The sequence below is a fragment of the Effusibacillus dendaii genome, assembly GCF_015097055.1.
In the GTDB taxonomy this organism is placed as follows: Bacteria; Bacillota; Bacilli; order Tumebacillales; family Effusibacillaceae; genus Effusibacillus; species Effusibacillus dendaii.
This window is the reverse complement of the sequence record NZ_AP023366.1, coordinates 736,678-749,039: the sequence shown is the minus strand read 5'-3', so window position 1 is coordinate 749,039 and position 12,362 is coordinate 736,678. Positions and strand designations below refer to the sequence as shown.

Sequence of the window (12,362 nt, the reverse complement as noted above, 5' to 3'; positions counted from 1 at the left end):
GTGACGGAAATGATTAATGTGATATGGATCAGCCTTCTCCTTATCGGAATTGCAGTGGGAGCGGCGACCGGCAACATGGAAGGAATTACGCGCGGAATCCTGCGGGGTGCGGAAAACGGCGTGTCTGTCAGTCTTGGCTTAATCAGCATCCTGGTGTTCTGGTTAGGTATTATGAAAATCGCCGAAGATGCGGGACTGGTTCAAATGCTGTCAAAATTGTTGCGTCCGTTAGCGCGTTTTTTGTACCCTTCCGTGCCGCCCGATCATCCGGCAATGGGATCCATACTGGCGAACATGAGCGCAAATATACTGGGTCTCGGCAATGCGGCTACGCCATTAGGATTAAAGGCGATGCAGCAGTTGCAGGAACTGAATCCCGAACCGCACCGAGCCAGCGACGCGATGTGTACGTTACTGGCGATCAATACGGCGAGCCTTACCATCATACCGGCAACAGTGATCGCCATTCGGATGCAGTATGATGCGAAGAGTCCGACCGATATTGTAGGTGCTACAATAGTGGCTACTTTCCTCGGTACGTTGACGGCTATCGTACTGGATCGCTTTTTTCGCGCACGTGAACGGAGAAAAAGGGGGATTCCATGATGGAATGGACCAATCTCCTTTCCGAATGGGCGCTGCCCGTTGTCATTTCTTCCATTCTGGTAATCGGCCATTTTCGCAAAGTGCCGGTCTATGAAACTTTTATTCTGGGAGCGAAAGAAGGATTTCCGACAACTGTAAGAATTATCCCCCATCTGGTGGCCATGATGGTGGCCGTTTCCGTTTTTCGCGAGTCAGGGGCGCTGGATTTATTGTTAAAAGGGTTGCGGCCGGTATTTGATACGTTGCATATTCCGTCCGAGATTGTACCGATGGCGCTGCTGCGGCCGATTTCGGGAACGGGATCGCTGTCCATCATGACTGATATATTCCAAACCTATGGACCCGATTCCGTGTTGGGAAAAATCGCCTCTGTCATGCAGGGGTCAAGTGATACGACTTTGTATGTGCTGACCGTATACTTTGGATCGGTTGGCATTCGAAACTCCCGCTACGCTGTTAAAGTGGGGCTGTTGTCTGATTTGGCGGCAGCTGCTTTCTCCGTTCTGGTTGTCTATTGGATGTTTGGCGTATAATGAACAATAAGAATTGGAAAAAGACGGGTGAAAAGCGTGGAACGTCTGCAAAAGGTACTGGCGCAATCAGGAGTTGCGTCCAGACGAAAATGTGAAGAACTGATCGTGGCCGGCAAAGTGACCGTGAATGGTCAAGTGGTGACCGAACTGGGAACGAAAGTGGATTCGACACGAGACACAATTGCTGTTGAAGGAAAGCCGATTGGCAAACAGCAGAGCGTATATATCCTGTTCAACAAGCCGACTGGAGTTGTAACAACCGTGTCCGACCCGGAAGGAAGAAAAACGGTGATCGATCTGGTGCAGGTAAAAGAGCGGATATTTCCGGTTGGTCGTCTGGATATGAACACAAGCGGCCTGCTGCTTTTGACAAATGATGGACAATTGGCCAACGGATTGATCCATCCGTGCCATGAAGTGGATAAAACATACCGTGTGGTCGTTCACGGCAGTATAACAGATGACTCATTGAAACGGCTGGAAAACGGAGTCTTGTTGGAAGACGGTATGACAGCTCCTGCGAAAGTCAAACTGCTTGCCCGTTCTTCCAAACAGTCTGCGTTTGAAATCACAATTCATGAAGGACGCAATCGGCAGGTCCGCCGCATGTGCGAAGCGGTCGGTCATCCGGTATTGAAATTGAAACGCGTCAAATTTGCTTTCCTGACAATCGGAAAGGTAAAAACGGGTGAATGGCGGCGGCTGACAGCAGAGGAAGTGGATCGGCTCTACCGGATTGCCGGCACAAAATAACATTCGTTTGTAATTTGGGAACAAACTGGAAATAATAACGGGAAGACGGCATTGTCCGTCTTCTTCTTTTTCACAAAATGTTCAACAGTTTCTCATAACGCTGTCTTGTCGATACGTTATAATTGTTATATGTGTGGCTATAGCAATAAACGAATTTGAGGTGGAATACCGGTGGCAGTTCAGCGCAGAACGGGCAGGGTCATCACGGTTGTAATTCTTCTGCTGGCCTGTGTAGCAATTCTTGTGGCTCTGATTAACTTTACAAACTCAGACAAAAAGACCGTATCCGTCGGTCAGGCTGCGCCCAATTTTACACTTGCCGACTTAAATGACAAACCGCTGGCGCTTCAGGATTTAAAGGGAAAAGTGGTGCTGCTTAACTTTTGGGGATCCTGGTGCGAACCGTGTCGGGTCGAAATGCCGTCCATACAGTCGATTTATGAGCGGTATAAAGATAAAGGAGTTGTCGTGGTCGGCGTCAATATTGGCGAAAACAAAGTGACGGCAAAAGGCTTCACGGACCGGTTAGGTGTCACGTTCCCCATTATATTAGACCAGGATCGTTCCGTTACGTTGGATCAGTATCATGTCGGGCCGATTCCAACCACTTATTTTATTGACAAAAAGGGAATCGTTCAGGACAAGTTCGAAGGGCCGATGACCGAACAGTTTATGACTCAACAGATTGAGACTTTGCTCGCAAAACCATAAGGGATGATACAAAATGAATTCATTGGCTGCCAACAAGCGCCGCTCCGTATTTGAGTTAATCTGGGATTTTTTTGCCTCTGTCAAGGTGGCGATCGTCATCATTGTGCTGATTGCCATTTCGGCCATGATCGGTACGATTTTTCCGCAGGAAAACTTTATTCCGTCTTCGAGCCCCGAAACGTATTATCCGGCAACCTACGGTACGCTCGGCAAGATTTACTATCAGTTGGGTTTTTCTCATATGTACACCTCTTGGTGGTTTGTCGCTCTTTTGCTGCTGCTCGGCGTTTCGCTCGTTATCTGTTCGCTGGAACGTGTAATCCCTCTTTATAAATCATTGCATCGCCAGGAAATTAAACCGGCCTTGTCTGTGGTTCAACGAAAACGCGTCTACACATCTTTTGAAAAAGCGGATGATGCGTTGGCCGACCGCATGGCAGCCGAACTGCGCAAAAGAAGATATAAGATTCGCCGAGAGGGTTCCGCTTTTTTAGCTGAAAAAATGCGTATTTCCCGGTTCGGGGCTTACGTTATTCACATCGGATTGATCATCATTATTCTCGGAGCGCTGTCCCGTTTGATTCCGGGATGGTACGTGTCGCAAAACATCTGGGTCGAAGAAGGCCAAACGGTGAAAGTTCCGGGTTCCGATTTTTATGTTCGAAACGACCAGTTCACCGTTGAGTTTTATCCTGACCAACGTCCGAAACATTATGAAACAAAAGCGACAATCATTGAAAACGGCAAGGAAGTATTAAAACAAAGCATCATTGTTAACGAACCGTTGAAGTATAAAGGCATCATGCTGTTTCAGGCAAACTTCCTGCCGCCGACGCTTCGTTTGTTGAACCTTGATTTGAAGGACAAGCAGACAGGCAGCAAACTTGGGACGTTTACGGTCGACTTGTCGAAACTTCAAACCGAATACAAAGTGGGCGACTATACGGTCAAAATGATCAATTATTTTCCGGATTTTGATATCCAGAACGATCAGCCGGTGACCAAGTCGACCGACCCCAACAATCCGGTATTTTTGATGCAGGTGGAAGGGCCCGGTGTCACCCAACCGGTTCAGCAGTTTCTGTTTGTGTTCCAACAGTTTAATATGCAGCAGGGTTCAAAATTCGATCTGACTCCTTCCGGTGGCAAAATGGTTCAAACAACCGGCTTGCGCGTGCAAAAGGACAATGGTATTCCGATTGTCTATGGCGGTTCTGCTATTGTGTTGTTGGGACTCGTATTGGTATTCTATTTTCAGCACCGTCGGGTGTGGGGGCAAATCCATGACGGCGTGCTGCATGTCGGGGCGCAGACGAACAAAAACTGGTACGCGATGAGAAAAGAGATGGAACGCGTCCTGAAGGCTATGGGCCGAACCGAATCGGTCGAACTTCGGCAGGGGGGGAAAGAGTAATGCTTACATTGTCAGCCTGGTTATATTGGATCGCATTTTTCGGTTACCTGCTGGCCTCCATTTTGTATATTATTGGTGTGACAGGAAAGAAAATTAAAATTAAAAACGGGGAAGCGATTGCCAACTTTTGGACGCGGTGGGGATATATCGCGGCCATTTTGTCTGTGTTGGTTCAGTTTGGCGGGTTCATTACACGTTGGATTGGCAGCGGCCATTCCCCGACGTCCAACATGTACGAATATATGAGTTTCTGGGCTTGGTGCATCATGCTGGCATTTGTGGTGATCAGCGCCTTTTACAAATTCCCCATCCTGGGAGCGTTTGCAGCGCCTACTGCTCTGATTGTGCTGGCATACGCAAACGTTTTCCCTGACACAACGCAAGCGTTGATTCCTGCCTTAAAAAGTTACTGGTTGTATATACACGTTACGACAGCCGCTCTGGGCGAAGGAATCTTAACGATTGCCTTTGCAGCGGCGCTTATGCATCTGCTTGTCATAACAGACTTGTCCACAAAGAGCCGCAAGGTGTCCTCGCTTGAATTTTTTCTGTTTTTGATTGTCTCTTTGGTCGGTTTTGTTGCCGTTTCGTTTATCTTTAAAAACTATCAAATTGTTGAACCGATTAATGGCTATACGTACAAACTGCCCCCATTAGTCGGGCCGACTGGAATTGCTGTTGGTTCACTCGGCAGTCTCGGCGGTCTGCCGCTGCCGATTTTAAATGTTCCGAGCTGGCTCTCAGGGGCGATTTCCTCTGTAAAAGTCAATACGTTTTTCTGGACGTTGATAGCGGGCGTTGTGCTGTACCTGATTTTGCGTCTGCTCAACCGAAAACCGTTAGTATTTACAACCGCCAAATGGGTTGGCGGATTGAATCCCGACTCGCTCGACGAACTTTCTTACCGTGCCGTAGCCATTGGCTACCCCGTATATACATTAGGTGCGCTGGTATTTGCGATGATCTGGGCGCAGGAAGCGTGGGGATCTTATTGGCAATGGGATCCAAAAGAAACGTGGGCTCTGATTGCGTGGTTATACTACACCACCTACCTTCATTTACGGCTAAATAGGGGCTGGGAAGGGGAACGCGCTTCCTGGATGGCGGTCTGGGGCTTTATTGTCATCATGTTTGTGCTAGTGGGAGTCAATTTCTTGATTGTTGGTTTGCACTCATACGCATGAGGCCTTTCACCGAGGAGGGATTGGAATGGAGAAATCGGTTCGTATTCTGGTGGTTGATGATGAGGAAAGAATCCGCAAACTGGTTCGCATGTACATGGAACGGAACGCGTTTGAGGTTGAAGAAGCAGAAGATGGCAAAGAGGCTTTGGAGAAAGCGCTGGCCGATCCGTATGATCTGATTGTACTGGACCTGATGCTGCCGGGAATGGATGGCCGCAAGGTTTGTGAGGAAATCCGCAAAACGAGCGAAGTGCCAATCATCATGTTAACCGCTTCAGGCGATGAGTCGAGCCGCATTCACGGGTTTGAACTGGGGGCGGACGATTACGTGGTCAAACCGTTTTCCCCGCGTGAATTGGTGATGCGCGTCAAGGCGCTTTTGAAAAGAGCGCAGACAAACAGGAACGATGTGATGACAAATGAATTGGGACAAGTCCTGTCGATAGAAGGGCTGAGCATCAACCTTGATTCGCATAAAGTGTTGGTGGGGGACGTCGAAGTCGCCCTGACTCCGAAAGAATATGAATTGCTTTGTTATCTGGTACAGCGTCCTGATAAGGTATTCTCGCGCGAAGAACTTCTGCGGGATGTCTGGAATTACCAGTTTTTCGGTGACCAGCGGACGGTGGATACGCATGTTAAGAGATTGCGTGAAAAACTTGGGCACTATTCGGAAAAGGTGGCCAATATGATTGTCACTGTATGGGGCGTTGGTTACAAATTCGAGGTGCGCGAGTGATTCGAAACAGTCTTGTCGTCAAATTATGGTTGACGATTATTGTTATGGTGGCTGTTGTTCTGAGTTTGCTGACCGTTTTTCTGGAACAGGTGTTTGATACGTACTTCTACTCTTCGCAGGAACAGGCGCTGCGTGATCGTGCGGCCTATATCAGCAATATCTTGGTTACGCAGACTGATAAGGAACTTGCCTTGACCATTGCTGAGGAAGTGACAAAAGTATCCAACAGCCATATGTTTGTTGTGGGGTCATTGGCGAAAGGAGGCGACGATCATGTGCTGGATACCGTGCCAGCCGACATGCGTCCCGAACTGTCCAGCGGCAAGCAAATTATCCGTAGGGGATTGTCACCCGGCTTTGGCAATTTTAGGGCGGATAGCACCAGCGCTTGGGTGATTCATCCCATTTCCGAAAACGGCAAACTGCATGCATTATTGTTGATTTACCAGCCCGTTACCGAAATCGAACATGCGATCAATCGAATTCGGAATCTGATCCTGTTTGCAGCCGGTATTGGAGTGGTACTGGCTACCGGGCTGTCTTTCGTCGTTTCTAAAAACCTGTCACGGCCGGTCATTCAGATGACGCAAGTGGCGGAGCAGATGGCGTTAGGCAATTTTGAAGGAAAAGTGAATGTGGTGACAGGCGATGAGGTTGGCCGATTGGGCCATACGATTAACTTCTTGGCTGACAGTCTGCAACAGACCATTCATAATCTTTCCAAAGAAAAAGAACAGATGTCAGGCATTCTGTTATCGATGCACGACGGGGTGGTTGCGGCCGATCGGCAAGGAAAAATCACATTGGCCAATGGACCTGCCAAAAACTGGATGAGTGCCGTCCGATTGGAAGAAACGGATGTTCCTGATCATGATCTTTTGCCAAGCGAATTAAACGACTTGAAAAATTGGGTACTCGAAGATCCAAAAACCAAAACAGCCGAGTTTATTTGGCAAGGACGCACAATTGCAGTTACCATGACACCGCTGCATGAACCTGGAAACGGTGTGGTCCGGGGCGTTGTGGCTGTATTGCGCGACATGACGGAAGAGCGCAGATTGGACCGTATTCGAAAAGATTTTGTGGCGAGTGTTTCACACGAATTGCGGACACCACTGGCTATGATTCAGGGGTACGGAGAGGCGCTGCTCGATGAATTTGGCGAGGATCCAGAGCAACGCATGGAACTGACGCAGATTATTCTTGATGAAGCAAACCGCATGAAACGGTTAGTGAACGATTTGCTTGATCTTGCTCAACTGGAAGCCGGCCAATTTGAATTGCATACCACAGAATTGAATCTTTCAAATCTCATAAATTGGGTGGGACGCAAGTTCCATACGTTGGCACATGATCAGGGAATCGGGTTTTCCGTGGATTATGATGAAAACGCAAACTATCAGGTTGAAGGGGATTCAGACCGATTGGAGCAAGTATTCACCAATCTTGTGGATAATGCAATGCGTCATACCCCTGCCAATGGATCGGTTTCGCTGCGGCTCTTTACCAACGGAAATTTTGTGTATGTAGAGGTTTCCGATACGGGTGAAGGGATTCCAGAGGAAGATTTGCCTTTTATTTTTGAACGTTTCTATAAAGTTGATAAAGCCCGCACCCGTTCAAAAGGCGGCACCGGACTGGGCCTTTCGATCGCACGTAATATCGTTTTAAAACATCATGGAAACATCAAGGTAACAAGCACTGTTGGCAAAGGAACAACATTCACCGTTATGCTTCCAATGCGGGTGAATGAAGAAAACTCCTTTTAATAAGCGGAACCCCGTGAATTCGACTCACACGGGGTTCTTCTTGTTTACACGATCTTTATGTCTCCGGAATCAATCGGCTTAAAATGTCGGCAATTTCATCTGTAAAAGAAGAGATCGGGCGTCCGTGACGGATACCGGCAGTCATTTGGCGAATACGGGCAACTGTGTCCACATCGGCTGACACAATGGCTCGATAACCCGGACCTGTCCTTTCGGCCGCCTCTTTGACCGAATATTTAACCGTATCAATCTTTGAACCGCTAATATTTGACTTCAGATCTACCCCGACTAAAGCAACACGTCCCGTTAAAAGCACATATGCGTGTTGAACACCAGGGATGCCGGTTAATACTTGTGCCATATGATCCGCTTCCGCTTTCGGATTTGGATTCGGATGTCTTTCTGCCTGCTCTGGAGCTCTTAAAGTTGGGTCCTGACTGTTTGGAATTTGGCCTGCATCTTTGGGGGACGGATGATTCTCGGCTGGTGTCGATTTGATCTGCCAAGGTTTGTTGACTCCCTCAGTTGTGGGACCCGTTTGAGGGTGTTGGGCAGCCTGGCGGCAACCAGTCACCGTGAGGAAGATACAAAGCGTCAGAATGGGCCAAACCAGAAAGAGCCAAATTTTATTGTTAGGATGCATGTCCGATCACCTCTTTTCGTAGTATTTCCAAGTAGAATAAATTATTCGTGATTCAAATTACGGCAATTTTGTGCAATTATAGGGTAGTATAGACTGAGAGGTGACAGGAAACATGCCCTGGGTGTATTACGGTAAATTATTCGACAGCAAATTTCAAGCGGGTTGTTTGGCTGCCCGAATACGTGATGATTGGTGGTTGAATCAATATCGATCCCCCCGTTTTGTCGGTATTTACCAGACAAAATCGGGACGGTACGGTGTGAAATACCTATGGTAGCGGGGATTTTTCCGCGTGAAACATTTCTGGAAATGGTCGAATGGTGTAGTTTCCCCAAATGGAATGATGTATCGTGAATATGAGCTGCGGATAGGCCCGTTGAAAAACGGTATACTAAATATATTCTGTCAGGGGAGGGCTTCACATGTATCAAAACCCAGACGACCGGGTAATGCGTGACCTTTTACGGGAAGCGAAAACAATTGCTGTGTTTGGAATTTCTGACAATCCGTCGCGGCCAAGTTATGAAGTAGCAGAATACATACAATCACAGGGGTACGAAGTGGTTCCGATCAACCCCCGGCTTGACTCTGTATTGGGCCGAAAAGCGTATCCCAATTTATTGGAGCTGGAAGGTCCTGTGGATATTGTCGATGTGTTTAGACGCAGCGAGGAGATTCCCCAAGTGGTCGACCAAGTGCTTCAAATGAAACAAAAGCCAAAAGCGGTATGGATTCAGTTGGGAATTGTTAATGACGAACAATGTGAACGTCTTCAACAAGCAGGTATAACTGCGATTCAGGATGCCTGCCTGAAAGTGGAACATTTCCGTCTGTTAGGCCAAAAGGAAGCCTAAACGGGATCGGAAAGCGGAGGCGTTTATGACTGACAAACATCATTCACCTGCTTTTTCCTTAACGCCGTTGCCGAAAAGTTATGATCATCGAGCTTCCATGAAATGGATAACGATTGAATCATTGAGGGTTGTCCTCGAACGCCTGAATGCCCATACGGAACAAAAGGCCGTATTTTTAACCTCCATCGGATTGATCGAAGGAGAATTGGTGGACATCGCAGCCTCCTTTGCCGAATCTTTTGATGAAGAAACGGACACACGTCAGTCGGTTCCACAAGTCACCTCTATGGTGGCGAACGTCAGGGTGGAACTTTTGCGGGTGGTAGAAAAGGATGAGAAAGAACTCCGCTTGACAGACTCCGCTCCGCTGATTGGATTAAGAAACGCAACGATCCATTTGCCGGATCGTGCCGTCCACCTGCCGGAGGTCACATTGTTTGCCGACCAGGTTGTCGGATTTGCTGTCGAACCGCAACAAGTTCATTAAAAGGCGGTTGTCATATACCGTCTTTATTTGGTAAACTGAAAATACGATTCCACTGGGGGTGCCTGCGCGGCTGAGAGAGGAACTTCCTCAACCCTTGGAACCTGTCGAGCATGCGATGCATGCGGTCTGGGTAATTCCAGCGTAGGGAAGTGGCGACTCAATCAGGTGTTTACAATGCCGACTTCCAAGGGAGGTCGGTTTCTTTTATTTGGAAGGAAAGTGTGACGTCTCATGGACAGCCGATTGTATCTGATTACGGGAACCGATTTTCTAAAAAACAGATCTTTGCTCGACACGGTGGCGGCGGCAATTGAGGGTGGTGCCGACTGTGTCCAACTGCGGGAAAAAAACGCCTCATCCCGGCAGCTTCTGCAGATGGCAATCGATTTGCGGAAGCTGACGGCGAAGTATAACGTTCCTCTGATTGTGAACGACCGGGTTGATATCGCCTTGGCGGCAGATGCAGACGGCGTCCACCTGGGGCAAGACGATCTGCCGATTGATATAGCCAGAAAGATGCTGGGGCCAAATAAAATCATCGGGATTTCCACACACAATGTGGAAGAAGCGATAGAGGCCGAACGGGCGGGAGCCTCCTACATTGGAGTAGGGCCGTTTAAACCGACCAGTACCAAAACGGACACCCAGCCGGTGGTAGGACTTGCTGGCATACGCCAAATTCGCCAGGCAGTCTCATTGCCGATTGTGGCGATTGGGGGCATACAACAACCTGATGTATCGGACATCATTCAGTCGGGTGCGAATGGGGTGGCGGTCATAAGTGCCATCATGGCGGCCGATGATGTTTTGGCGGCGGCATCCGGCATTCGGGCGGCGGTAGATCGCGTGAGAGGAGGAGCAGCTTGGAACTGATCATAAACGGACAAACCAGACAGGTACCTGAACCCCAAACGCTGGCAGATGTAATCCATCATTTTGGTTTGATCGAAAAAATGGTTGTGGTGGAACACAATGGTAACATCGTGTCGCGAGACCAATATCGAAACGTAACAGTGGCTGCAGGGGATAAAATAGAAATCGTCCATTTTGTTGGTGGCGGTTGATGGAGGTAGGACAAATGAATGGAGTGGCAAATCAAACAGACGCATTACGAATTGGGAACCACGTGTTTTCATCGCGGCTGTTTCTTGGAACCGGCAAATTTTCGGATCTGGACGTACAGCAAAGAGCGGTTGACTTTTCCGGTACAGAGGTTTTGACTTTCGCTGTCAGAAGGCTCAATTTGGATAATCCGGATGCGCCGAATTTCTTGGAACGGCTCGATCTGAAAAAATATACATTACTGCCGAATACAGCGGGTGCGACTACGGCCGAAGAGGCGGTGCGAATCGCCAGACTTGCGAAAGCTAGCGGTTTGTGCGATATGATTAAAGTGGAAGTGATCGGCAATCCGAAAACGTTGCTGCCCGACCCAATCGAAACGTTAAAAGCTACAGAGATTTTGGTGAATGAAGGATTTACCGTATTGACTTACACATCAGACGACCCAATTTTGGCTCAACATTTGCAGAAAGCGGGTGCGCACGCCGTGATGCCGGGTGCTTCCCCGATTGGTTCCGGATTGGGGATTCTGAATCCTCACTACCTGAAATTTATTATTGAAGAAGCGCAAGTTCCGGTTATCGTTGACGCTGGGGTAGGTTCGCCATCCGATGTGTCGCTGGCTATGGAACTGGGCGCTGATGGAGTTTTGCTCAATACGGCGGTAGCGGGAGCCAAAGATCCGGTATTGATGGCGGAAGCGATGAAATTGGCAGTCGAAGCGGGAAGAAAAGGATATTTGGCTGGAAGAATTTCCAAAAAGCGGTATGCCAGCGCCTCTTCTCCTGTTGAAGGAATGATCGAGTAGGGGGCATCCATTCATGCATATTCAAGGATTTGCATTGGGAGCGTTTCAGACGAACTGCTATGTCCTGACAGACGAAGATCATAAGACAGCGATCATTATTGATCCAGGTTATGGGCCTGACATTGTTTTGGATGCGGTGGATGGTTACAAAGTGGAGCATATTTTGCTAACGCATGCCCATTTGGACCATATTGGGGGCTTGCAGCAGCTAAAGCAGGCAACGGGAGCTCCCATTTCGATTCATATTAATGAAAAAGACTGGCTAACCGATCCGATGCTGAACGGATCCGGCCGTTGGCCACAGATTTCAGGCCCGATTACTGGACCTGCAGCAGATCGGTTTGTGGCGGAAGGAGACAAAATCCAGTTCGCTGACACGGAAATTTCCGTTTTATTTGTTCCGGGTCATTCTCCTGGATCTGTTGCGTATGTAGCAGGGGATCAGGTATTTGCGGGGGATACCCTTTTCTTCGGCAGCATCGGTCGAACAGACCTGCCTGGCGGGGATCATGACACATTAATCGATAGCATACGTCGGAAGTTATACGTGCTTCCCAATCAAACAATCGTCTATCCGGGACATGGGCCGGAGACGACGATCGAGCGAGAACGGCAATCGAATCCGTTTGTCCGGGACAACATGTGAATGAGGTCGAAAAAGAGTGAAGGAGACATCCTTTCACTCTTTTTTAAATCCTTTTAATGATTTCTCAGTTTGATTTTTTAAGCATTGTGAATATAATAAGTCTAAGCCGGGCAATTATCTAATTTGACAAAAAATTTCTAAAAAAAGGGGGAT

Annotated in this window: 15 protein-coding genes; 14 read left to right on the top strand and 1 reads right to left on the bottom strand. The window is 48.3% G+C overall.

The genetic code is table 11. From position 1 onward, the window contains the following. The first annotated feature begins 9 nt into the window (after positions 1 to 9). The 8 genes from skT53_RS03900 to skT53_RS03865 all read left to right on the top strand — a co-directional run bounded on the left by skT53_RS03900 (position 10) and on the right by skT53_RS03865 (position 7,709). Positions 10 to 606 (top strand): nucleoside recognition domain-containing protein, encoded by a 597-nt coding sequence (locus tag skT53_RS03900; protein WP_200759862.1) that lies wholly within the window; start codon positions 10 to 12, stop codon positions 604 to 606. After that, positions 603 to 1,139 (top strand): spore maturation protein, encoded by a 537-nt coding sequence (locus skT53_RS03895; protein ID WP_318978591.1) that lies wholly within the window; start codon positions 603 to 605, stop codon positions 1,137 to 1,139. The genes skT53_RS03900 and skT53_RS03895 overlap by 4 nt, the downstream gene beginning before the upstream one ends. A gap of 36 nt (positions 1,140 to 1,175) precedes the next feature. Then, entirely contained in the window at positions 1,176 to 1,892 is a 717-nt protein-coding gene (locus skT53_RS03890; protein WP_200759860.1) for a pseudouridine synthase, read from the top strand. A 171-nt stretch (positions 1,893 to 2,063) separates the two neighbouring features. Beyond that, on the top strand, positions 2,064 to 2,603 hold the full coding sequence (gene resA, locus skT53_RS03885) for a thiol-disulfide oxidoreductase ResA (RefSeq protein WP_200759859.1): 540 nt from the start codon (positions 2,064 to 2,066) through the stop codon (positions 2,601 to 2,603). A gap of 13 nt (positions 2,604 to 2,616) precedes the next feature. After that, positions 2,617 to 4,017, top strand: a complete 1,401-nt coding sequence (gene resB / locus skT53_RS03880) for a cytochrome c biogenesis protein ResB (protein WP_200759858.1) — start codon at positions 2,617 to 2,619, stop codon at positions 4,015 to 4,017. Then, positions 4,017 to 5,201: a c-type cytochrome biogenesis protein CcsB gene (gene ccsB, locus skT53_RS03875; protein ID WP_200759857.1), complete on the top strand. Its 1,185-nt coding sequence runs from the start codon at positions 4,017 to 4,019 to the stop codon at positions 5,199 to 5,201. The genes resB and ccsB overlap by 1 nt, the downstream gene beginning before the upstream one ends. Positions 5,202 to 5,226: 25 nt before the next feature. Then, a complete protein-coding gene (locus tag skT53_RS03870) occupies positions 5,227 to 5,940 on the top strand; it encodes a response regulator transcription factor (RefSeq protein WP_200759856.1) in 714 nt (237 codons plus the stop codon). After that, positions 5,937 to 7,709, top strand: coding sequence for an ATP-binding protein (locus skT53_RS03865; RefSeq protein ID WP_200759855.1), 1,773 nt, complete (start codon positions 5,937 to 5,939; stop codon positions 7,707 to 7,709). Before skT53_RS03870 ends, skT53_RS03865 begins: the two co-directional genes overlap by 4 nt. Before the next feature lie 55 nt (positions 7,710 to 7,764). Here the strand turns inward: skT53_RS03865 and skT53_RS03860 are convergent, their stop codons facing one another. Next, positions 7,765 to 8,352: a YhcN/YlaJ family sporulation lipoprotein gene (locus skT53_RS03860; RefSeq protein WP_200759854.1), complete on the bottom strand. Its 588-nt coding sequence runs from the start codon at positions 8,350 to 8,352 to the stop codon at positions 7,765 to 7,767. Between the two features lie 422 nt (positions 8,353 to 8,774). Here skT53_RS03860 and skT53_RS03855 point away from each other — a divergent pair, with 422 nt between their 5' ends. The 6 genes from skT53_RS03855 to skT53_RS03830 all read left to right on the top strand — a co-directional run bounded on the left by skT53_RS03855 (position 8,775) and on the right by skT53_RS03830 (position 12,209). Next, the gene (locus skT53_RS03855) at positions 8,775 to 9,206 is read left to right on the top strand and encodes a CoA-binding protein (RefSeq protein WP_200759853.1); all 432 of its coding nucleotides are present in this window, start codon (positions 8,775 to 8,777) and stop codon (positions 9,204 to 9,206) included. A 25-nt stretch (positions 9,207 to 9,231) separates the two neighbouring features. Beyond that, a complete protein-coding gene (locus skT53_RS03850) occupies positions 9,232 to 9,693 on the top strand; it encodes a hypothetical protein (RefSeq protein ID WP_200759852.1) in 462 nt (153 codons plus the stop codon). Between the two features lie 231 nt (positions 9,694 to 9,924). Then, entirely contained in the window at positions 9,925 to 10,566 is a 642-nt protein-coding gene (gene thiE, locus skT53_RS03845; RefSeq protein ID WP_200759851.1) for a thiamine phosphate synthase, read from the top strand. Beyond that, a complete protein-coding gene (thiS, locus tag skT53_RS03840) occupies positions 10,557 to 10,757 on the top strand; it encodes a sulfur carrier protein ThiS (RefSeq protein WP_200759850.1) in 201 nt (66 codons plus the stop codon). Before thiE ends, thiS begins: the two co-directional genes overlap by 10 nt. Positions 10,758 to 10,771: 14 nt before the next feature. Next, on the top strand, positions 10,772 to 11,563 hold the full coding sequence (locus skT53_RS03835) for a thiazole synthase (RefSeq protein ID WP_200759849.1): 792 nt from the start codon (positions 10,772 to 10,774) through the stop codon (positions 11,561 to 11,563). A gap of 13 nt (positions 11,564 to 11,576) precedes the next feature. Beyond that, the gene (locus tag skT53_RS03830; RefSeq protein WP_200759848.1) at positions 11,577 to 12,209 is read left to right on the top strand and encodes an MBL fold metallo-hydrolase; all 633 of its coding nucleotides are present in this window, start codon (positions 11,577 to 11,579) and stop codon (positions 12,207 to 12,209) included. Positions 12,210 to 12,362: the final 153 nt, after the last annotated feature.

Bases quoted from the DNA above. Each gene is read 5' to 3' on its own strand.
- skT53_RS03900 (WP_200759862.1), top strand. From the start codon at position 10: ATGATTAATGTGATATGGATCAGCCTTCTCCTTATCGGAATTGCAGTG.
- skT53_RS03895 (WP_318978591.1), top strand. From the start codon at position 603: ATGATGGAATGGACCAATCTCCTTTCCGAATGGGCGCTGCCCGTTGTC.
- resB (WP_200759858.1), top strand. From the start codon at position 2,617: ATGAATTCATTGGCTGCCAACAAGCGCCGCTCCGTATTTGAGTTAATC.
- ccsB (WP_200759857.1), top strand. From the start codon at position 4,017: ATGCTTACATTGTCAGCCTGGTTATATTGGATCGCATTTTTCGGTTAC.
- skT53_RS03870 (WP_200759856.1), top strand. From the start codon at position 5,227: ATGGAGAAATCGGTTCGTATTCTGGTGGTTGATGATGAGGAAAGAATC.
- skT53_RS03860 (WP_200759854.1), bottom strand. From the start codon at position 8,352: ATGCATCCTAACAATAAAATTTGGCTCTTTCTGGTTTGGCCCATTCTG.
- skT53_RS03855 (WP_200759853.1), top strand. From the start codon at position 8,775: ATGTATCAAAACCCAGACGACCGGGTAATGCGTGACCTTTTACGGGAA.
- skT53_RS03850 (WP_200759852.1), top strand. From the start codon at position 9,232: ATGACTGACAAACATCATTCACCTGCTTTTTCCTTAACGCCGTTGCCG.
- thiE (WP_200759851.1), top strand. From the start codon at position 9,925: ATGGACAGCCGATTGTATCTGATTACGGGAACCGATTTTCTAAAAAAC.
- skT53_RS03835 (WP_200759849.1), top strand. From the start codon at position 10,772: ATGAATGGAGTGGCAAATCAAACAGACGCATTACGAATTGGGAACCAC.
- skT53_RS03830 (WP_200759848.1), top strand. From the start codon at position 11,577: ATGCATATTCAAGGATTTGCATTGGGAGCGTTTCAGACGAACTGCTAT.